The sequence below is a fragment of the Clostridium sp. NkU-1 genome, from assembly GCA_001312405.1.
Genome location: BBDR01000002.1, coordinates 479,026 through 498,037 on the forward strand (window position 1 = coordinate 479,026; position 19,012 = coordinate 498,037).

The window sequence follows — 19,012 nt, forward strand, 5'->3', positions numbered from 1 at the left end:
TATAAATCCAAAGATTATCATACTAAGGGGTAATTCTGGGAGTGGAAAAACAACCATTGCAAGAAAACTGCAAAGATATTATGGAAGAGGCAAGTTACTTTAGTGAATTTGTATTACCAAATGAATGCAGACATATAAAAAATAATTAGGGGGTTGTAACATGAAAAAAAAGGTGATTCTATTAGCAGCGGCACTGCTGTGCGGATGCTTATTAGCAGGCTGCCAGAAAACAAAAGGTGACCAGTTGAATCCGGACACTGTAACTACAGAAGAGGGTCAGATAAAAGTTGAATCATCCAATGAAACGAATGAGGAAAAAGAAAAGTTCTCAATCAGAGATATCTCTGGACGAAAAAACGAATCATACCAGATCAATCCTTTGAGGTTGAATTGAATGAATGGGGAAATGTAAGGTTTATTTCATATGCACCGGAAGCTGGTGCTGATTTTGAAGATGTTTCATTTTATCTGATGAAGGACAATAAGGTCGTATATTCATTCCCTTATTATGGTGAAAATAACAGAACTGATACTTATGCAGGTCTTTTTGACAGTGTGGAGTCTGTAGGATTTCGCGATGTGAATCATGACAATTTAAAGGATGTAATCGTCATCATTAACTACATTACAGGTGCTGGTCCTCAAGCATGGTTCCTCGTCCCAGAGCCAGAATTTTCCTGGCGGATAAAAAGGAATTTCATCTGGCAGAGGATTTAATAGATGACATAACCGAAAATATGGATGAAAAAGATATAAACATTGATAACATATGTAAATATCTGGAAAATAAGTAATCATTCATCACTTTTGATTTATTCATAAAAACGGCCCCAGGTGCATGTTAAAATCACCTGGGGCCGCTTTTGTTATGCTTTATGATAATTATGCTTTTGCATAATCGGCCGCATTTTTCTTTAACTTAGGCCCATAGGTGTTACCGTCTCCATTGTAAATTTTCCCCATATTAGTAAAATCACGTGACTGGCAGGCTTTTAATAATGAGCCGTTGTCGTATTTTGCAACAAAGGTGCAGAACCCTGTCATCTGCTTGTCCTCACTGATGCTGAAATCCTTAAACATGGCTGCTGGAGAGTCATAACCGGTAACTTTATAGTTAAAGCCCATAATCTGGGGGAGTCCCATGCTGATAGAATAATATGCATAATACTCACTGATGTTTTTTTGCCAGGTTAAAGGCTTCATATTCACTGGCCTGTTTTCCGGTATGAGTCTGATTCCATTTGCCGTTTTTGTAGTAATAATGTACCTTATTTTCCACCTTAAAGGTTGAGGAAGCATTGGAAACATTTTTTTAAGAAAATATGGTTTTCAAACCGGATCAATAGCTTTCCGTCGGTAAAGCCTGATCCAGACGATTCTGTCAGGATAAATCCGCCTAAAACGTCCTCATCAATGGAATATTTCGATGCAAATGAAGAATGATAGATCCGAATTTCTTCTTCAGGTTTTTCGCTGCTGTACTGGCGCCGGAACCACCGCCGGAACCGCCGCCTGCTGCTTTATCAAGTGCAATAAGGGTGTTTTTTTCCGGCTTTACCATCTACAGTAAGGCCTTTGGCTCTCTGAAAGCTTCTTACTGCGGTATCACTATTATTGCCGAATTTGCCATCAGGAGTGCCGCAATTATGTCCTGCGGAATTTAATTTCGTCTGCATGGTTTTTACACCTGCACTGTAACGGAGCTTGTCATCCTTCATGTAATAGCCAGTGCCTGCAAGCACCTGGGCATAGGTATATCTTGAGTTATCATAATCTGCCATAATAATATCTCCTTTTCTTATTTGTTGAATTTGCAAATTCAATAAATAGAAAGAAGATTTTCAGCTGTTTGTAAACAAGGAACTTCAATTCAAAGAAATGATTCACTGTTATAGAAAGCCAGAAACGAATTGGAAAGTGAAAGTGGATAAAAATAGATTCTGGCATACTCCTGTCCCCCCTCGGATCGTGGCCTATTCCCAGACACCAGTAAATTACAGATGGCTGAGAATGTCAATAGTAGAATGAACGTGAAGGTGGAAGGCGGAAACTTCTTGAACTGAAAATGGATTTTTTTGAACAGATAGATGAAGTAATTCCATTTATTTGCTATGAGGAATAAAGATGAATACCCAGGATCAGGACCCTGCCTTGGGTATAGCAGATTCAATTTATTAAAATACCTCAAAATACGGTATGTATATTAAAAAAAAGTATAGTATTATTAAAAAAAAGAAGTCTGGGAAAAGGGATCATCTCTGTTTTTCATGAAAGCAGAAGAAAAGCTTCTAGACGGAAAGAGAGAAAAAATAATATGCCAGAGTTTGGACAACCATTTTCAGGGTGTGCAAGGGAACGGAAACTGACAGATGCGGAGCTGATCCGGTCTATACGTTTTATGATTGCTGCAGAATATGAGGCGATACAGCTTTATATGCAATTGGCTGAATCAACAGATAATAAGCTGGCAATCTCGGTATTGGAGGATATTGCAGATGAGGAACGGGTTCATGCTGGAGAGTTCCTTAGGCTTCTAAAAGAACTTGCTCCTGATGAAGAGACGCTTTATCTTGAAGGTGCCGGAGAGGTTGAAGAGGAGATAGAAAAGCTGTCTGGTAAGTGAGCGGTTAAAGGAAGCACAATAATGACCAATTAATGCTGCCGGGAAATCGGTGGGAACTGTCGGAAAACAGAATCATAAAACAGACAATGGATGTCGTATCAAGGGTACGGCATCTTTTTTGATAAAAAATACCTCATAATGCGGTACATGCATAAAAGAATATATAATATAATTAATTAAATGAATTCCATATCCTGTATATTTTGTGAATAAATATGGAAGAAATGCCAGGAAAATATGGGCAATAGGCCATTTGTTCGTGTTAAAATAATTAAGAATCGTATAAAATATTTAGAATTTATTGGATTTAAATTTCTGTTGATGATAATGCAGCATTGGGTAAAATTATGAATAAAAAAAACATTCTTGAAAAAAAACATATTATTTTTCAGAAAAATTAAAAAAACAGTTAAAAATGATGTCATCATACCCTCTCACTTTGGTAGAGGCGCCTCCCGGATTTGGTAAAACTACTGCAGTCAGGGAGTACTTAAAGGAAAGAAATGCTCAGGATATCCGTGTATATAGTTATACTTGTCTGGGAGAATCTGGGAGTATGTCATGGAAGGGTATTTGTGGATTGCTGGATAAGGTGGATCATGAAACGGCTTGTTGTATGGAAAAACTGGAGATGCCTGCCATTGATACATTACTTTATATGGGGTCAATTCTTAAGAACATTCACTGTCATGAAGAAACTTATCTGGTCATCGATAATTGCCAATTAATCTCTTGTGATATTTTCCATGAGTTAATAAGCGTTTTTTCAATTCATGGAAATCCTAATCTGCATTTTATATTCATTACACAGCCGATTGAGGTAAAACAGCGGCTGACCATACATCGGGCAGAAATATATAAAATTGATGTTTCTGCTTTTTATTTTGAGAAAGAAAGTATTGACATACTGTTTCGAATGGATGGAATATACCTGACAGAGGAAGTGTTGGAAAAGGTGTTTTCGTTTACAGGAGGCTGGATATCGGCAATTTGTCTTCAAATTCTGAATTATAAGAGGAATGGGACCTTTGATTATACGGTTGATATCGAGCGATTGGTAGAGCATGCAATATGGAATCGATTGAATTCAGAGGAAAAGACATTTCTATTATCTGTTTCTATTCTGGACCGTTTTGATACCTGTCAGGCGGCGATTATGATGGGAAGAAATACATTACCTGATGAAATTGAGCGGCTTCTTAAATCAAATGACTTTATAAGATATGATCCCGTTGAAAGTGTTTATATGATACACAGTATTTTCCAGGAATATCTGCAAAAACTTTTTTTATCACAGCAAACCCCCAAAATACCGGGATACTGTTTTTCGCCTGGCAGGGAATGCTTGTGCTGCGGTTTCACGGTATTATACTGCGGCCCAGTTCTTCTATAAGGTCAAGGACTTTGATGCGATTTTATCTCTGCCGGTGAATGGGGAATATCTGATCAATCATAAGGAAATGAACATTAATGAATTTATTTATGCGTTTGTTTATGAATGTTCGGAGGAAATACTTTGTAAGCACCCCTTTATTCTTTTGGTCCTGGCTTATCCAATGCTTTTAGAAAATAAAATTGAAATTTACTCCAAATTATGTCATGCAATTTCTTACACAATTGAACATAATCCCTTTGGAATTGAACAAAATAAATTGGAGGAGTTAAGGGGAGAATTTTTACTTTTGCTGTCTTTTGCAGAGCAAAATCCAGAAAAAAGAACAGAAAAGCGAAAAGTTGCTTTGGAGATACTGGGTGGTCCCAGCAGTATTATTATTAACAAAATGCCGTGGACTTTTGGAGGAATATCAATATTATATATGTTTTGGCGGGAATCCGGAAAATTAAAAACATCCCTTTCTGATATGAAGAAGGGGTTGAATTATTATATTAAATTGACCAATGGACATGGAGCCGGAGCCGGCCATGCTTTATGGGCAGAAATGCTGTTTATGCAGGGAAAGGATGACCAGGCTGAGGTTTTATGTTATAAAGCGCTTTATGAAGCCCGTAATTGGAAACAGACAGCAATTTGCCTCTGTGTTGAAGTGGTTCTCGCCAGAATTGCTATCCTAAGGGGAGATGTGAACGGATATTTTACAACCATAAATAATATAAAAGGATATGCCAAGACGGAATCTGACCTGAGCATTTTGCGGATGGTGGATTTAGGCCTGGCGGTTATTAACCTTACCCTTGGAGTAACAGATGATATTGCCAAGTGTTTTTTTGATATTGAGAGTTTAAAAAGAACCTTATATGCTCCTACGATTCCTTATGCTCAAATTTGTTATTCCTATCTGCTGGTAATGAATAAGCAGGATAAGATCTTTTATGGTATATGGGAGCCGGTCATGGCTGCTGCTGAACAGGATCATTACATTATGCCGCAGGTTTATTACCTGATTTTTCTTGCTGTCGTAGAGCGCAGGAATGGAAATCCTGTAAAGGCTCACAGTCACCTGGAACGGTCACTTTCTCTGGCATTACCGGATCAGATATATATTCCTTTTACCCAATTTCCTCATATGAAGGAGGTTTTAGCGGAACTGTTCCTAAGGCATTCTTCATTAAAGAAAGAATTTGCAGCTAACGTTCATGCACTGGAAACACTTTGCAGCCGGCAGGAACAGGGAGTGAATAAGATAAAAAAATGCAGTAATCAAAGATAAATCCCCTTTGACGCCGAGGGAGAGGGAGGTTGCCAGGTTTGCGAAAAAAACGATGGAGTGCAAGGGAGATTGGTGAGGAGTTACATATATCAGAATCTACTGTCAGGACCATTCTTAAAAATGTTTATTCCAAGCTGGACATTCATTCAAAGGCTGAATTAAAATCAATAGATATTTAATGGTTTGTAACTGGGACGGGAAGCGATCATTCATGTTTGTATGGATGATCGCTAATTTTTTTATAATAATACGATGCCAATATTTTTCTGAAAAATACAACAGAATGAGGTATGAACAAATTAAAGGAAGCAGATATAATGGAGCAAATATCACAAGGAAAAGACCAGAACGAAGAGAAATACTGGGTTGAAGTCCGGAAGTCGAAAAAATAAAAGGAGAATAAAATTATGGAAGTGAAAACAACACCTGATACTTTATTAAGTTCCATAGCAAAAGCAGTTAAGGCTTGCCCGCCGCCCCCATTTGGCCAGGTCGGGGCAGCGCTGGTAAATCTTATGGGAGGAAACCCAAAAACTGATGTTGTAACAGATATTATCATGAAAGCCGGTGCAAAAGCAGAACTTTCAAACAGTTCCGTTGAGGGAAACAAAGGCCTTTTGGTTTCTTCCGATGATTTGCAAAATATTTTTCTGTATGTGGATACCGCTTTGAATATGCCAAAAGACAAAACAGCTGCCGAAGAGTACCTTGGATATAAAAGCGGAGATGATTTCTTCAAAGAGGATAGTCACAAGTTTTTGGATCCTGAAAATCAGGTTGCTTTCGGTACACCTATTCGTGCACATGCCGCTTTGTGGGCAGATTTGGAACAATCAATAAAGAATCTTGGCAATGAACTCAATATTTATGCACGTGAGTTTGTATCCCAGGCAGAGGAAGTAACGGATGTTTTGGAAGATTTGAGTAAATATTTAAAAGTCAATGGTTTTGTCGACAAGGATGGCAAAGATATTGTGGATTGCGGTACTGAAATGCTGGAAAACTGGAAAACAAATACAGAAAAGCATAAGCAATCTTCAATTAGTTTGTACTGTCGTCTTGCTGCATTTAAGGAGACTCTTGAAAAGGAAATCAGTGTCAGCGTATCGGCACGGGTTGCTAAGATATCAGATATGCACTTAACTACAGAACAGGCTGAGTTGAATACAAAAGTCACAAACCTTAATAAAGAAATTTCCGATTTGCAGGATCAGTATGACCAATACGTCGGTCTTGCTTTTACAGGAGCGGCCGGTATGATTTTCCCTCCTGTGGGTATTATTTCCTGGGCGGTGACAGGCGGAGTTTTCGGCGCAAAAGCTGAGGAAGTGAGAAAAAAAGAAAAATCTTAAAAAAAGATGAACTTGCCCCTTTGCAAAAACAGTTAAACGCAATAAACAGAGTAATTGGCGGCATTAATAAACTGGAGAGCTGTCTGATTGATTTCAAGACTGCCATAGCGGCGGCTGTTATTGGAGTACAGCATATTAATACGGTATGGGATAGTATTGTTAAAGATATCAGCAGTGCTTTGCAGCACATTAACAATATATCTGATCCCCAATATGTAAGCTATGTAAAAACTCTTCTTACTGAAGTTAAACTTGCAAAAGACAATTGGAAAGAGTGCGGTGACATTACAAGAGAGCTGGTTGGCTTATTTGATGATGCCCGCATCATTTTTAACAACCGCCCTAAAACGAACGGAGCGAAATAATGGATACAATGCTTGAAACAGTCCTGGATTTTGCTGTGCCTGCCAGTGTCATAACATTTGCCAGGAATTTATCCCTGCAGCCCAACGATACAGCAGGTTCAACAGTACTTAATACAAATTCGTTATTTACAATTACAGAAGATGATTTTGCAGAAATGGCAAAGTTCACTTGCTATGCACAGGAACTAAGACATTTGACTGATCCTTTCTTTTTGGGTTCCCGCCGTTTTATCGGAATGGTAGGAGGTCCATTTGATTCTGGAAAGCGGAATAAGGCAATGGAACTTCACCGGAATTTAGAACAATGCGTACACGAAATTTTTAACGGTTCCAGCCAATATTTTGTTTTATGCAGGAGGATGAAAGGATTGTGTACCAGGATCGACGAGTTGACAGAATGGTATATTGCAGAGGCTGACAGCATTTCTCTGCAATTAGACGATATTGTTAACTCCGGGCATAAATATGGTAAAGTGACAGAATTGTTTGAAAAATGTGGGAGAGATATAAAGCTCTTAACCGACTTTTTTTAACAAATGGTCCGAAATAGCAGCTGATCTTGGTGAAACAGCAAAAAGTATTGAAATGGAATATAAAGTTTTCAACGATTTCTTTCATAACGATCTGCCGTCTAAAATTGATTATATTCCACCCCATATTGAACAGTTAGCTGACATTTTTAAGAATGACGGGTTTGTTCAGTTTATGGGGGCTTTGTCTAATCAATACAATGGTATTTTAGCAATGCTGCATTCGGCAAAGATAACTTCCAAATGCCTTCCGAAACCTGCATTAAATCATATGGTCATCTATTTAGGGCATATCGGTACATACTATAACGATGTTCAGACAAAAATCATTTCTGCAAAAGATACATTCTTAAACGCTGAAAATGCCGAATCTGTCCGAATATTATCCGGGGCGCTGAAACAGTCAAAAGAGTCATGGCTGTTATCTGAGAAAGTGTCACAAACCTTTTTACAAATGTCCGAAAAATATATCCGTTGAGGAGGAATTAAAATGGCGTTTGACCGTGCGAAACTTGAAGATGAATATACAAAAATGTGGGCAGCAGACCTTTCTTCCTGCTCTGAATCCATGGAGGATTTGTTTGCTTCCGCTTCCAATTACAGAACTTACTCAGCCGGCATTTACATAGCACTTACCGGAACTTTATACTCGAATTTCCCGCCCCGGTTCAGGGCGATAAAAGAATACTCTGATCCCGATGAATTTTTAGAAGTGAAAAATCTTATTCAAAATACTGCCGACCCTGCACAACTGGCTGAATATAAAGATGCATTAAAAACGTTCACTTCCAGATTTGTTTCCGAAGGTAAAAATTTCAACAATGCACTTGCTGATATGCTGAAAAAAATTCAAAATTACCGCAATGATCTTGAAAAGAACTTTCGCGAGGACTTGACTTCAGGAGCTTTTTTTCTATGGTAAGATCGAAAAGGCCTTACAGATACGCGGCAGGCAGATCGAGGATATGGCGTGTGTGATCAAGGATGTTTATATAGTTCCTATTAATGCCCTGAAAGCCAGGATTCAAAAGTATGATGATAAGATTGACAAGTTCCTGGATCCGCAAAATTCCTTTGATAATTTTATGAAATCCTTGCCCAGTGCCGAAGAATTTACAAGTCTTACAAAATTCTCAGAGCAAAAGCCTGATGCACAGGTAGAGGCAATGAAAGCGGCGTATTCTGTCGCAGTGAAAGGCGTAACATATATTGGAAATATCATTGTTAATGTGAAGGATATGGAAGAGCGGAGCCGGCTTCAGGACAGTTTGAACTCATTAATGAATGAGTATGATAAATATAAGAGCCAGTACGAAAAGGTCATATATGAATATACCAATGTAAAAAAAATCTCGTTATCATTCTCAATGGAATGAAGTTTTTTTGCAGATTCTGTAAATGAGATGATAGAGAAGTTATCAGCAAGTATCAATGTTATGGAGGACTGTGTTAAGAATAAAGACATTGACCGCTATTACTCTGAGGTTTTGACTTTGCAACAGTATTTTGAGTGCTTTTGGAAATGATTTTATTTTCTGGTCCAATGAAAGTATGTAGAAAAAGCTTCATTTCATACGTTTTCATGTTATTACGCTCTTTTCCATTCAAGAGAAATATAGCAACAAAATACCCTATAATGTGGTAAGATTTTGAAAAGATCAAGTAGTAAAATTATAATTACAAAAGAAACTGGAAGATGCAGATTATATCCTATAATCTGTGTTGGAGGAATGGAGCATAATGATAAAATGAAAAAATTCTCGGTTAGTAAAATGAAATTAGCCAGTAAAACGGCCAGTGTGATCGGTGTCATTGTAACATTGGTCCTTGTTCTGCAGAGTTTGATTTCCATCAATTCGGCAAGCACGGCGGTGGGTATTGCTGTATCCAGTAATTTTAACAGTATTGCACGGTCTAACAGTCTGGAGGTTCAGGCGATTCTGGATACTGCTTCCTCGGCGGCATTGGATTTGCAGGCATATTTACAGTCCATGTATGGGGAAATCAAGGTCAGCCAGCTGGAGGCAGGTGATAATAGAAAAAGTATACTGTATGATGGCTATTTATCGGAAACCTGCGCAGAGATAGAAAGCTATCTATCTCATACGGCATGGAGTGCTGTTGGGAATTCCGATGACTGGTAGGCCTAGGAGTTCTTTTTGAATCAGGTGCGTTTGATAAAAGTGTCCGTGACTATACGCTGTATGTAAATGACCAGGATGCCGTTAACAATACCGTACAGTCTTACGGTGAATACAACAGTTATGGAAATGAAGACTTTTATAAGCTGGCAGCTTCCGCAAAGCGTCTGGTATTTACCGATCCTTATTTCGATCAGGGTGTCACAATGGTGACAGCAGCGTGCCCGATTATGTATGAGGGACAAGTGATGGGCGTGGTCGTTTCTGACATTGATGTGGGGAAATTTTCTAAAATTAAAACGGATGATCCCCAGTATAAAACCATGTTTGCCAATATTTCCAGTAATAATGAAACGATTGTTTATGACAGCCGCAAAGCAGAGAACGTTGGCACGGACGTAGTAAACCGCCTTCCAAAGGAAAAAGACCGCCAGAAGATTCGGGAAGGATTTGCTGGCGGAAAGGAGTTTACTGCTTCTTTAACAGGTGCTGACGGAAAACAGAATATAAGGTTTTTCTATCCGGTAAAGGCAGGAGACAGGATTTGGTGGTCCCAGACGTCCCTGGAAGAAAGCGATTTAAAGAAAGAAGTGAATTCACTGACGCTGGTTCTGGTTCTGGTGACCGTTGCCGCACTTGCGGCAGTCATTGCCATTACGGTAGTATTAGTCCGCCATATGATTAATCCGATCCAGAAGATTCTTACAGCTGCGGACTCCATTGCAAAGGGAGATTTGGATATACAGGTAGAATCCAGGTCCGAAGATGAGATTGGAATGCTTGCCCATACGTTTACATATATGGCAGATAATCTGAAGTCTATCATCAATGATATTGACTATATGCTGGGAGAAATGGGGGATGGTAATTTTCGCATTGTATCCCAGGCACAGGAGAAATATGTAGGTACATTTGAAAAGATCCTTCATGCAATGCAGTCCATTAACAGGAATTTAAGCGGAACTCTGTCTGATATTAATCAGGTGTCCGAACAGGTGGCATCAGCTTCGGATCAGGTATCAAGCAGTGCCCAGTTCTTGTCACAGGGGGCTACGGAACAGGCCAGTGCTGTCCAGGAACTGTTTGCTTCTATTACGGAAATTTCGGAAAAAGTAAAACAGAATGCGGCTTATGCATCTGAAGCAGACCGGTTGTCAGGGGATGCCGTAACGGATATTGTAGAAAGTAACCGTCATATGAAGGTGATGATGGATGCAATGAATGAAATTACTAATACTTCCAATGAAATTGGCAGAATCATTAAAACGATTGATGATATTGCATTTCAGACTAATATCCTGGCTTTGAACGCTGCTGTTGAGGCAGCCCGTGCAGGGGATGCAGGAAAAGGCTTTGCAGTCGTGGCAGATGAGGTTCGGAATTTGGCTGGAAAATCTGCGGAAGCAGCAAAAAATACAACTGCATTGATTGGAAATGCCCTGGAGGCGATTAAGAATGGAACCAGGGTTGCAGCTGAAACAGCAGAATCGTTAAATTCAGTTGTCACAAAGTCAGAAGGCGTATCCGATAAGATTCGGGAGATTGCTGTAAGCTCCGAGGAGCAGTCAGAAGCAGTTGCTCAGGTAACTACCGGAGTAGAGCAGATTTCTGCCGTAGTGCAGACCAATTCTGCAACAGCTGAAGAGTCTGCGGCAACAAGCCAGGAACTTTCTGGCCAGGCACAGGTTTTAAAGGGACTGATTGGAAGGTTTGAGATAATGTAACTGTGATCCTATTGGTTTTAGATGTTGGATAATTCAAAAACGAGTCCTGATTAGGGCTCGTTTTTGTCTTTTGAGATATATATTTCATTTGTTATAAAATTTTCTCAGATAGATAATGGATATCATTGATAATGGAGCCCTTGCTGACTTTAATGTTATGTCCTTCCAGGACAGGGGCATCAACAATTCCTGTTATTTGTATTTCTCCATGATTGATAATATTTCCATTAAAGATGCCATAAATGTTCAGCGAGCATTCAGGATCAATGATAATATCTCCTTTATGAATTCCATACAGGTTCAGTTTTGCATTATGATACAGGTGTATAGTTCCGGTTGATATTCCACTTATATCCAATTCAGAATCGATAATATCTATATCTTTATTAATAACTCCATTCATTTTCTTCTCCTTTCCCATCATGCTTGATTCGGATAATCAGAAAGGGGGGACAACACCCCCCTTTTTAACGGCAAAATGTTGACATCTTTCTTTTGTACCCATAATACCTGTTTTTATGTTAATCATATGGAATATGATAGAAAATGGGAATACCTCAAAGATTGGTATAGTGAAAGATTAAGACAAGATTCTGCAAGTGAGATGACAGAAAAGTTATTTGCAAGTAACAAGGTTATGGTGGCACATGTTGATAATAAAGAGATTGCCGCTGCCACTCTGGGGTCCTGGCTTTGCACCAGCCTGAATCATTCTCAGGATTGCAGTCTGATGAGCTTCTTTGCTGCTTCCTGCAGGTGCTTTCTACGCCGAAAAATATTTGTGGTTCATGATCAATAAGCAGTATGGTGATCTGAGTGAGATCAAGCAATGATTTTTGATAATTTCTCATTATTTCTAAAACTTCCTTATATATCTTTGGTTTTTTTGTGAGTAATCGATTTGAAAATCATGCAGCGATTTTAAAAAGCAATGAACCATTTTCAATATTTATAAAACGAATTACATGTATTTATATAATATACCACAAAATGAGGGGGTGGACAAAAATTATTGTGTGATATAATATTTGTCAAAATATATCGAAAATTATATTATAATGTTCATTCCATTCTTGCCTTTTTGGAAATATTACCTTATCCAAGAATACAAAATATAATGGGGTGATGGATAACGGAACATCAGCCGGGCCTGTCCAAGCAGCTCCAAGAGAAAGTAATTTCCAAATCCGGTTTGTCAGCCAAAGAATGGGGCAGACAGATTGAAATATCTTATGCAGGACTGCGCCCATACAGGTACAGGAAAAGGAAAAGCAGGGAGATTTATGAAACAAAAATATGATTTAAATCAGGTACATATATGTGGGAGAATCACATCAGGCTTCATTTTTAATGAGGAGATGTTTCTGGAGGGCGGATATATGATGTATGTAGCTGTAAAAAGGCTTAGCGGTAAGGAGGACATCATTCCGGTAATGGTTTCAGGAAATCTTTTGGACTTTCAGATGAATTATATTGATGCAATGGCAGATATTACCGGGCAGCTGCGTATTTATGAACGGTATGGGGACGGAGATTGCCAGCAGCTGTTATCTATATTTGCTGAAAAGATCGGCATCGTTCCGGAATGTGAAAAGATGACGGAGGCCAGAAGTGAAAACTGGCTTTATTTAGAGGGGTATTTGTGCAAAAAGCCTGTTTTCCGAAGGACTCCCATGGGGAGTGCAATTACCAATATACTTTTGGCAGTCAACCGTGGCAGTAAAGCAGATTATATTCCCTGCATAGCCTGGGACGGAGCGGCACGTTGGGTTTCCGGTTTCGATGTGGGGAAAAAACTCAAACTGGTCGGTCGTTTGCAAAGCAGGGAATATGTTAAGATACTGGATAATACGGAACGTGAAACAAGAATGGCTTATGAAGTATCAATCATGAAACTGGAATCGTGATTTTGTATGGGACAGAAATTATCGTCCGCTTTAGCTGTGCCAGAAGCGTGACTTTAAAATAAACATTAAGGAGATTTAGTTAGATGGCAAGAAAAAAAGTTATACTGAAAGAACTTCCGGTTCAATGGAAACTGGTGGCAGGTTTTGGAGTAATGCTCATGCTGCTGCTGATTTTCTTTGGAGTATCAGAATGGGGAATCTCCCGTGTCGGGAATCAGGTAGAGTTATATTCTAAATATACGTATCCGCTTACCTCTTATAATGTAAGGACACAGCGGGAAATGGCCTATGTAAGGAATTATCTGGTGAGGGCGATTCTTGAAAAACAACAAGGAACAGATTATCAGCCTCTCTTGATCTGATGGAGGAAAGCACTGCAAATTACAAGGAATATTTCGGGAAATTTGCCGGCAACCAGCGCAGTCAGGCTAATGACGGGAATATTACGAAAATCAGGCAGTATGAGGCAGAAGCCCAAAATGTCCAAAATAAAATTCTTGAACTGCTTCATGATTCCTCCAATAAAGATACAACCGTTGCTTATAAAATGTTTAAAAATGAATTCCTGCCCATCTTTGAACAGATTACAACGCTGATGGAAGATATGGATGCCGTTGGAGAACAAAAAGCCATGGAACAAAAAGAAACGGCCAGAGGGACGATTGTACAGGCGAGAGCTACTTTGCTGTCAGTCACAGTTTTTGCTGTGCTGGTGGTTATCGGCGTTGTTTTTGTACTTACCAGAGCAATATTAATTCCAGTAAAAGAAATTGATGCAGTATACAAAGAAATGGCAAAGGGAAATTTACATACACCGATCTCCTACAAAAGCCGGGATGAGCTGGGCAGCATGGCGGACAGCATCAGGAGTACCAATGCACAGATTATCTCTATAATTGAAGATATCAGTGCCAAGCTCATTTCACTGTCACAGGGAGATATGCGGATATCTGTGGATCTGGATTACGTGGGAGATTTTGCTGCAATAAAATCGGCATTAATCAATACTGCGTCCGCACTTAATAATACTATGCTGGTAATTCACAGAGTCTCTGAGGAGGTAGGTTCCGGTGCGGGACAGGTTTCTGATGCTGCGCAGGCTCTTGCAGCCGGTGCCACGGAGCAGGCTGCCACTGTAGAGGAATTAACCGCTTCTGCCCAGAGCGTGACACAAAAGGCTGAAAAGAATACTGCGGCAGTACGCCAGGCGACAGATTATGTGGAAAAGGTAGTATCAGGTGTCAATGAAAGCAATGGGCATATGAAAAGTCTCAATGGGGCCATGAAGGAAATCAGCCAGTCTGCAGATGAAATTTCCAAGGTAACAAAATTTGTGGAAGACATTGCTTTCCAGACGAATATCCTTGCACTCAATGCCGCTGTGGAAGCTGCCAGAGCCGGAGATGCCGGAAAGGGATTTGCGGTGGTGGCTGATGAGGTGAGAAATCTGGCAGCCAAATCGGCAGAAGCTGCAAAGCAAACAGCAAACTTAATTCAAAAATCAACCGATACGGTTTCCGAAGGGGAACGGTTTGCTAACGAAACTTTACAGCGTTTAGAAGAAGTTGTTGAAGAAGCAGCAATGGTTGAACAGGCAATAAAAGAGATCGAGTTGGCTTCCGTAGAGCAGACCGATGCAATTGAGCAGATTAATATCGGACTGTCCCAGGTATCGGCGGTGGTTCAGACCAATGCAGCCACAGCGGAAGAAAGCTCTGCTTCCAGTGAGGAGTTAGCGGCACAGGCACAGACTCTCCGGGAAGAGGTTTCAAAATTCAAACTCTCAAAGTCATAGATTTAGGGCTTTGAGAGTACTTTTGTCTGGTCTTGACAACCAACGGTAAAGCTGTTAAACTTGCAAATAGTGAAACAAAAGGAGTTAAGCAAGGTCATGGGTTCGAATCCAACTATCTCCATTCTAATAATAAGCCGCAGGCATGACAGCTTGTGGCTTCAATTATAATTTATAGGGGGCGGGACAATTGATTAAAATCAGATACAGAATATGAAAGGCACATTTTCCCAAGGGGATGTGTCTTTTTGTGCGCCCAGCTGCCGGTGTCAGGCGGTTTTGACATTGGCTTGTCGTTTTCCCATGAATCGTAAAAAGGTGATGATGAGATGATAAGTTATGAATACATAGTATCGGACAAACAGGGGCTTCACGCTATCAATGCTATGAGGCTGAGCAGGGCGGCATCGGAATATGAGAGCCGCATAACCCTTAAGAGCAGGAAAGGTACAGCGGACTGCAAGAATGTGCTCTCACTCATAGGCCTGGGAGCGCGCCAGGGAGAATGTGTGGAGTTTATAATAGAGGGACCGGATGAGAACAAGGCATTCAGTTTCCTTAAGGAATTTCTTCCGGCTAATTTATAGCAGAAACAGGATTATTTCCTAGCAATTAGGAAACAGATTTACCTCCAAACTCTTTCTTGACGGACTATAGTTAATGTCAAAGGACTATCCGGCTGGTCAGTGCCGGCCGGTTAAATATAAGAGAGGGGTAATTCATATGGCGAGATTGGGCATTTCCGTTTATCCGGAACATTCTACTGAAGAAAAGGACATGGAATATATCAGAAAGGCAGGGAGATTGGGGTATAAGAGAATCTTTACCTGCCTCTTAAGCGTGGAGGAGAGCAGGGAAGAGGTAATCGGCCGTTTTCGGAGACTGGCGGATGAAGCCCATGCCTGCGGTATGGAGATCATACCTGATGTAAGCCTGCCGTATTCTCCCGGCTGGGAATCTCCTACAAAGACTTATCCATATTTCAGGAAATGCATGTGGATGGCATCCGTCTGGACGAAGGCTTTGATGGCATGAAAGAAAGCCTTATGACTTACAATCCCCAGAGGCTTAAAATAGAGCTCAATTCCAGCACCAAGCTGGCGTATGTGGAGAATGTCATAGATCATCATCCGGATCGTGATAAGCTGATTACCTGCCACAATTTTTATCCGCAGAAGTATACGGGATTGAGCCTTAAACATTTTAATGCCTGTAATGAAAAGATAAAATCACTGGGGCTTAAGGTGGCAGCCTTTGTGTCCAGCAACGCGCCTTTCGTATATGGCCCGTGGCCCGTGAATGAGGGATTGTGCACCCTGGAGATGCACCGCGGTCTTCCCATTGATTTTCAGGTACGTCATCTGTTTGCCACCGGCATGGTAGATGATGTGCTTATTGCTAATGCCTATGCCACTGATGAGGAACTTAAGGCTTGTGCCGGTCTTAATTCCAGCATTCTGACCTTTAATATCCGGCTGGAGAAGGAACTGACTCAGACCGAGCGCCAGATCCTGGATTATAAGTCCCGCCATGTGGTAAGAGGTGATATAAGCGACTACATGATCCGTTCCTCCGGCCCCAGAGTCACATTTGCGGACCAATCCATTCCTGCTGCCAATACCAGGGAATTAAAACCCGGCGATGTGGTCATCTTAAATGATGGTTATCCCAAATATAAGGGGGAACTGCAAATCGTCACCCAATACATGCCAAATGACGGCCGCAAAAATGTTATCGGTCATCTTCCTGAGTATGAGCACGTTCTGCTGGATTATGCCAAACCATGGACGGTGTTTGCATTCAGCATTCTCTGAACAGGAGCCATTTCGGAAGAATACAAGAAAAAAAGGAGTATTTAGATATGCAGAATGAAAGACAGGAGCAGCTGCTTGCCATACTATCTGAGCGGAGAGACTGGATAACCAGCCGGTGCCTGGCCGTTCTTCTGCAGGTGTCGGACCGTACCATACGCTCCGATGTGGAATCCATCAACAGACAAATGATCCCGCCTCCCATAGAATCTAATGTTCGGAAGGGCTACCGCATCTGCGAAAAGGCCAGGATATCTCCTCTGCCACTGAAAGAATCCAGGGGAGGGGATATTCCCCAGACTCCAGGTGCCCGCTGTGCATACATTATACAGAAGCTGCTATTCGAGGTTAAGGAACTGAACCTCACCCTTCTCCAGAGCCAGATCTATGTCAGCGGAGCCTCCATTGACAATGACTTAAAGCGTATACGGAAGATGCTGGAGCCTTATCCCGGCTTAAAGCTGGTCCGCAATAAGGAATGTATTTCCTTAAAGGGGGATGAGGCTGGAAAACGGCGGTTTTACAAGGACCTTCTGATGGCCGAAGTGCAGGAGAATTTTCTCAACTTAAACCTGCTGGCGAATCTATACAAAAGCTTCAATTTGATCGAGGTAAAGGACATATTTGTGGATGTGCTGAAGGAATACGATTATTCCATTCATGAATCCATGTTTCCCATGCTTATCCTGCACGCCGGTACCAGCATTGAGAGAATGAACTGCTCCAACTACATCAGTATGGAGGAGGAGATGCCGGAATTGGAGGAGACCATTGAGTACCAGATTTCACGGGACTTCTATGATCGCATTTCCAAGCGCCTGCACATAAAGATCCACGACGGCGAAGTCAGTATGTTCGCCCTGGTGGTCATGGGAAGAAAGGCCTCCAATTATACCGACGATTATGTGAATTTTGCCGGCAGGTGGCTGAGTACCAGGAAACTGGTAGGCGAGGCCCTGGAGCAGATATTCACTCTGTTCGGGCTGGATTTCCGGCAGGATGGGGACCTGATTGCCGGTCTTAAGATGCACATCCACGGACTGGTTGAGCGCGTCAGGAACCAGGTCCGGATGGAGGATATATTTGTGGAAGAGATCAAGCGCAAATACCCTCTGGTCTTTGAGATGGGCATCTACGTGCTGCAATTTCTGGAAGAAAGGCTTAAGACTCCCATATCCGATGCAGAGAGCTGCTATATCGCCCTTCATCTGGGAGCTGCCAGTGAGCGCATGAAAGCGGAAAGGAAGTACTGTGCCGTAATGATCCTGCCTCACAACCAGTCCTTTTCCGATATGTGCGTGAAGAAGATTTCCGATATGTTTCGTGAGAGGATGGAAGTGGTAAAGGTATTTGGTTATTTTGAAGAGGAGGCAGTATCTTCCCTGGATCCGGACCTGCTGCTCAGTACATTTCCCCTGGAGCACGGGCTCAATGTGGAGACAGTCCCCATTAACTTATTCGTGGATTCTGAGACAGAGTCCAGGATTCTTCAGGCCATCAACCGGCTGGATAAGAAAGGCTTCCGGCTGGAATTTTCCTCCCATATCGGCAACTTAATCCGCCGGGAGCACTACTATACTGAGGTGAACTGTACCAGTCCGGAGGAAATCATCACCCTGCTGTGCTCAAGTCTGATTAAGGCGGATGTTGTGGACCCGGAATTTACAGATGTGGTATTAAAGAGAGAGCAGATGTCCCCAACCTCCTTTGTGAATACATTTGCGATTCCCCATGCCTTTGGGGCCTTTGCCAGGAATTCCACCATTGCGGTGGCCCAGCTTAAAAATCCTGTGAAATGGGGCGTCTTTGAGGTGCGGCTGGTGATGCTGTTTGCTATCAATAAAGGGGATGCCAGGATGATTAAAGTCTTCTTTGACTGGATATCCAACATCGTGAATCAGCCTGAAGAGCTGGCAAAATTGGCGGCTCCCTGCGGATATGATGAATTTATCGACCGGATCATGGAGTGAATTTCCTAAGAGCTAGGAAATACCTTTAAGGAAAAAAATTGAATAAGAGCCTTATAATTATAATTAATTAAGGCAGCTTAATTTAAGATGCAGCAAGCAGAACGGTTTTGCTGCATCTTGTTTTCATC

General features: G+C 41.1%; 24 protein-coding genes and 1 pseudogene. 21 read left to right on the forward strand and 4 right to left on the reverse strand.

Annotation, left to right across the window (positions count from 1 at the left end; all coding sequences use genetic code 11):
- Window positions 1-160: 160 nt before the first annotated feature.
- On the forward strand, window positions 161-394 hold the full coding sequence (locus JCM10519_RS05075; RefSeq protein WP_054738145.1) for a hypothetical protein: 234 nt from the start codon (window positions 161-163) through the stop codon (window positions 392-394).
- On the forward strand, window positions 391-717 hold the full coding sequence (locus JCM10519_RS05080; protein WP_054738146.1) for a hypothetical protein: 327 nt from the start codon (window positions 391-393) through the stop codon (window positions 715-717). The genes JCM10519_RS05075 and JCM10519_RS05080 overlap by 4 nt, the downstream gene beginning before the upstream one ends.
- 165 nt (window positions 718-882) lie before the next feature.
- Here JCM10519_RS05080 and JCM10519_RS05085 read toward each other — a convergent pair whose 3' ends face one another.
- Both JCM10519_RS05085 and JCM10519_RS05090 read right to left on the reverse strand, forming a co-directional pair.
- Window positions 883-1,203 (reverse strand): N-acetylmuramidase domain-containing protein, encoded by a 321-nt coding sequence (locus JCM10519_RS05085; RefSeq protein WP_054738147.1) that lies wholly within the window; start codon window positions 1,201-1,203, stop codon window positions 883-885.
- 320 nt (window positions 1,204-1,523) lie between these two features.
- Window positions 1,524-1,781, reverse strand: a complete 258-nt coding sequence (locus JCM10519_RS05090) for a peptidoglycan-binding protein (protein WP_054738148.1) — start codon at window positions 1,779-1,781, stop codon at window positions 1,524-1,526.
- A gap of 533 nt (window positions 1,782-2,314) precedes the next feature.
- On the opposite strand from JCM10519_RS05090, the gene JCM10519_RS05100 reads away from it, so the two are divergent.
- From JCM10519_RS05100 to JCM10519_RS05155, 12 genes are all read left to right on the forward strand, one after another.
- Window positions 2,315-2,623, forward strand: a complete 309-nt coding sequence (locus JCM10519_RS05100) for a ferritin family protein (protein ID WP_054738150.1) — start codon at window positions 2,315-2,317, stop codon at window positions 2,621-2,623.
- A 415-nt stretch (window positions 2,624-3,038) separates the two neighbouring features.
- A complete protein-coding gene (locus JCM10519_RS05110; RefSeq protein ID WP_347843179.1) occupies window positions 3,039-4,016 on the forward strand; it encodes an AAA family ATPase in 978 nt (325 codons plus the stop codon).
- A gap of 481 nt (window positions 4,017-4,497) precedes the next feature.
- Complete coding sequence (locus JCM10519_RS26650) at window positions 4,498-5,292, forward strand: hypothetical protein (protein WP_347843180.1); 795 nt, start codon at window positions 4,498-4,500, stop codon at window positions 5,290-5,292.
- A gap of 38 nt (window positions 5,293-5,330) precedes the next feature.
- Complete coding sequence (locus JCM10519_RS26655) at window positions 5,331-5,471, forward strand: LuxR C-terminal-related transcriptional regulator (protein WP_347843181.1); 141 nt, start codon at window positions 5,331-5,333, stop codon at window positions 5,469-5,471.
- Between the two features lie 228 nt (window positions 5,472-5,699).
- Window positions 5,700-6,644 (forward strand): alpha-xenorhabdolysin family binary toxin subunit A, encoded by a 945-nt coding sequence (locus JCM10519_RS05120; RefSeq protein ID WP_054738154.1) that lies wholly within the window; start codon window positions 5,700-5,702, stop codon window positions 6,642-6,644.
- A gap of 20 nt (window positions 6,645-6,664) precedes the next feature.
- Window positions 6,665-7,009, forward strand: a complete 345-nt coding sequence (locus tag JCM10519_RS05125; RefSeq protein ID WP_054738155.1) for a hypothetical protein — start codon at window positions 6,665-6,667, stop codon at window positions 7,007-7,009.
- Window positions 7,009-7,542, forward strand: a complete 534-nt coding sequence (locus JCM10519_RS05130; RefSeq protein ID WP_054738156.1) for a hypothetical protein — start codon at window positions 7,009-7,011, stop codon at window positions 7,540-7,542. Before JCM10519_RS05125 ends, JCM10519_RS05130 begins: the two co-directional genes overlap by 1 nt.
- A 52-nt stretch (window positions 7,543-7,594) precedes the next feature.
- On the forward strand, window positions 7,595-8,017 hold the full coding sequence (locus JCM10519_RS05135; protein ID WP_054738157.1) for a hypothetical protein: 423 nt from the start codon (window positions 7,595-7,597) through the stop codon (window positions 8,015-8,017).
- Window positions 8,018-8,116: 99 nt separating this feature from the next.
- Complete coding sequence (locus tag JCM10519_RS05140; RefSeq protein WP_347843182.1) at window positions 8,117-8,461, forward strand: hypothetical protein; 345 nt, start codon at window positions 8,117-8,119, stop codon at window positions 8,459-8,461.
- Between the two features lie 52 nt (window positions 8,462-8,513).
- A complete protein-coding gene (locus JCM10519_RS05145; RefSeq protein ID WP_347843183.1) occupies window positions 8,514-8,915 on the forward strand; it encodes a hypothetical protein in 402 nt (133 codons plus the stop codon).
- A gap of 354 nt (window positions 8,916-9,269) precedes the next feature.
- Window positions 9,270-9,683, forward strand: coding sequence for a hypothetical protein (locus tag JCM10519_RS05150; protein WP_054738160.1), 414 nt, complete (start codon window positions 9,270-9,272; stop codon window positions 9,681-9,683).
- A 203-nt stretch (window positions 9,684-9,886) separates the two neighbouring features.
- Window positions 9,887-11,404, forward strand: coding sequence for a HAMP domain-containing methyl-accepting chemotaxis protein (locus JCM10519_RS05155; RefSeq protein ID WP_347843184.1), 1,518 nt, complete (start codon window positions 9,887-9,889; stop codon window positions 11,402-11,404).
- A 91-nt stretch (window positions 11,405-11,495) separates the two neighbouring features.
- Here the strand turns inward: JCM10519_RS05155 and JCM10519_RS05160 are convergent, their stop codons facing one another.
- Together JCM10519_RS05160 and JCM10519_RS26660 are read right to left on the reverse strand one after the other, a co-directional pair.
- A complete protein-coding gene (locus JCM10519_RS05160) occupies window positions 11,496-11,807 on the reverse strand; it encodes a hypothetical protein (RefSeq protein WP_347843185.1) in 312 nt (103 codons plus the stop codon).
- Window positions 11,808-12,039: 232 nt separating this feature from the next.
- Complete coding sequence (locus JCM10519_RS26660; RefSeq protein ID WP_347843186.1) at window positions 12,040-12,255, reverse strand: hypothetical protein; 216 nt, start codon at window positions 12,253-12,255, stop codon at window positions 12,040-12,042.
- A 432-nt stretch (window positions 12,256-12,687) separates the two neighbouring features.
- Between JCM10519_RS26660 and JCM10519_RS05170 the strand changes: the two genes are divergently transcribed.
- The 7 genes and pseudogenes from JCM10519_RS05170 (at window position 12,688) to JCM10519_RS05195 (ending at window position 18,884) form a co-directional block, all read left to right on the forward strand.
- Complete coding sequence (locus JCM10519_RS05170; protein WP_054738195.1) at window positions 12,688-13,311, forward strand: single-stranded DNA-binding protein; 624 nt, start codon at window positions 12,688-12,690, stop codon at window positions 13,309-13,311.
- Window positions 13,312-13,394: 83 nt separating this feature from the next.
- Window positions 13,395-13,673: a hypothetical protein gene (locus JCM10519_RS05175; protein ID WP_054738164.1), complete on the forward strand. Its 279-nt coding sequence runs from the start codon at window positions 13,395-13,397 to the stop codon at window positions 13,671-13,673.
- The gene (locus tag JCM10519_RS05180; protein ID WP_054738165.1) at window positions 13,673-15,106 is read left to right on the forward strand and encodes a methyl-accepting chemotaxis protein; all 1,434 of its coding nucleotides are present in this window, start codon (window positions 13,673-13,675) and stop codon (window positions 15,104-15,106) included. Before JCM10519_RS05175 ends, JCM10519_RS05180 begins: the two co-directional genes overlap by 1 nt.
- 326 nt (window positions 15,107-15,432) lie before the next feature.
- A complete protein-coding gene (locus tag JCM10519_RS05185) occupies window positions 15,433-15,690 on the forward strand; it encodes an HPr family phosphocarrier protein (protein WP_054738166.1) in 258 nt (85 codons plus the stop codon).
- Between the two features lie 190 nt (window positions 15,691-15,880).
- Window positions 15,881-16,479 (forward strand): annotated as a pseudogene (locus tag JCM10519_RS26665) (MupG family TIM beta-alpha barrel fold protein); the annotation flags it as partial.
- A complete protein-coding gene (locus JCM10519_RS26670; RefSeq protein ID WP_347843226.1) occupies window positions 16,480-16,917 on the forward strand; it encodes a phospho-sugar glycosidase domain-containing protein in 438 nt (145 codons plus the stop codon). It abuts the pseudogene before it with no gap.
- A gap of 47 nt (window positions 16,918-16,964) precedes the next feature.
- Window positions 16,965-18,884 (forward strand): PRD domain-containing protein, encoded by a 1,920-nt coding sequence (locus JCM10519_RS05195; protein ID WP_054738196.1) that lies wholly within the window; start codon window positions 16,965-16,967, stop codon window positions 18,882-18,884.
- Window positions 18,885-19,012: the final 128 nt, after the last annotated feature.

Coding starts and splice junctions, on each gene's coding strand:
- JCM10519_RS05075 (WP_054738145.1), top strand. CDS start 161: ATGAAAAAAAAGGTGATTCTATTAGCAGCGGCACTGCTGTGCGGATGC.
- JCM10519_RS05085 (WP_054738147.1), bottom strand. CDS start 1,203: ATGAAGCCTTTAACCTGGCAAAAAAACATCAGTGAGTATTATGCATAT.
- JCM10519_RS05090 (WP_054738148.1), bottom strand. CDS start 1,781: ATGGCAGATTATGATAACTCAAGATATACCTATGCCCAGGTGCTTGCA.
- JCM10519_RS05100 (WP_054738150.1), top strand. CDS start 2,315: ATGCCAGAGTTTGGACAACCATTTTCAGGGTGTGCAAGGGAACGGAAA.
- JCM10519_RS05110 (WP_347843179.1), top strand. CDS start 3,039: ATGATGTCATCATACCCTCTCACTTTGGTAGAGGCGCCTCCCGGATTT.
- JCM10519_RS05120 (WP_054738154.1), top strand. CDS start 5,700: ATGGAAGTGAAAACAACACCTGATACTTTATTAAGTTCCATAGCAAAA.
- JCM10519_RS05130 (WP_054738156.1), top strand. CDS start 7,009: ATGGATACAATGCTTGAAACAGTCCTGGATTTTGCTGTGCCTGCCAGT.
- JCM10519_RS05135 (WP_054738157.1), top strand. CDS start 7,595: ATGGAATATAAAGTTTTCAACGATTTCTTTCATAACGATCTGCCGTCT.
- JCM10519_RS05150 (WP_054738160.1), top strand. CDS start 9,270: ATGGAGCATAATGATAAAATGAAAAAATTCTCGGTTAGTAAAATGAAA.
- JCM10519_RS05155 (WP_347843184.1), top strand. CDS start 9,887: ATGGTGACAGCAGCGTGCCCGATTATGTATGAGGGACAAGTGATGGGC.
- JCM10519_RS05160 (WP_347843185.1), bottom strand. CDS start 11,807: ATGAATGGAGTTATTAATAAAGATATAGATATTATCGATTCTGAATTG.
- JCM10519_RS26660 (WP_347843186.1), bottom strand. CDS start 12,255: ATGAGAAATTATCAAAAATCATTGCTTGATCTCACTCAGATCACCATA.
- JCM10519_RS05170 (WP_054738195.1), top strand. CDS start 12,688: ATGAAACAAAAATATGATTTAAATCAGGTACATATATGTGGGAGAATC.
- JCM10519_RS05175 (WP_054738164.1), top strand. CDS start 13,395: ATGGCAAGAAAAAAAGTTATACTGAAAGAACTTCCGGTTCAATGGAAA.
- JCM10519_RS05180 (WP_054738165.1), top strand. CDS start 13,673: ATGGAGGAAAGCACTGCAAATTACAAGGAATATTTCGGGAAATTTGCC.
- JCM10519_RS05185 (WP_054738166.1), top strand. CDS start 15,433: ATGATAAGTTATGAATACATAGTATCGGACAAACAGGGGCTTCACGCT.
- JCM10519_RS26670 (WP_347843226.1), top strand. CDS start 16,480: ATGGTAGATGATGTGCTTATTGCTAATGCCTATGCCACTGATGAGGAA.
- JCM10519_RS05195 (WP_054738196.1), top strand. CDS start 16,965: ATGCAGAATGAAAGACAGGAGCAGCTGCTTGCCATACTATCTGAGCGG.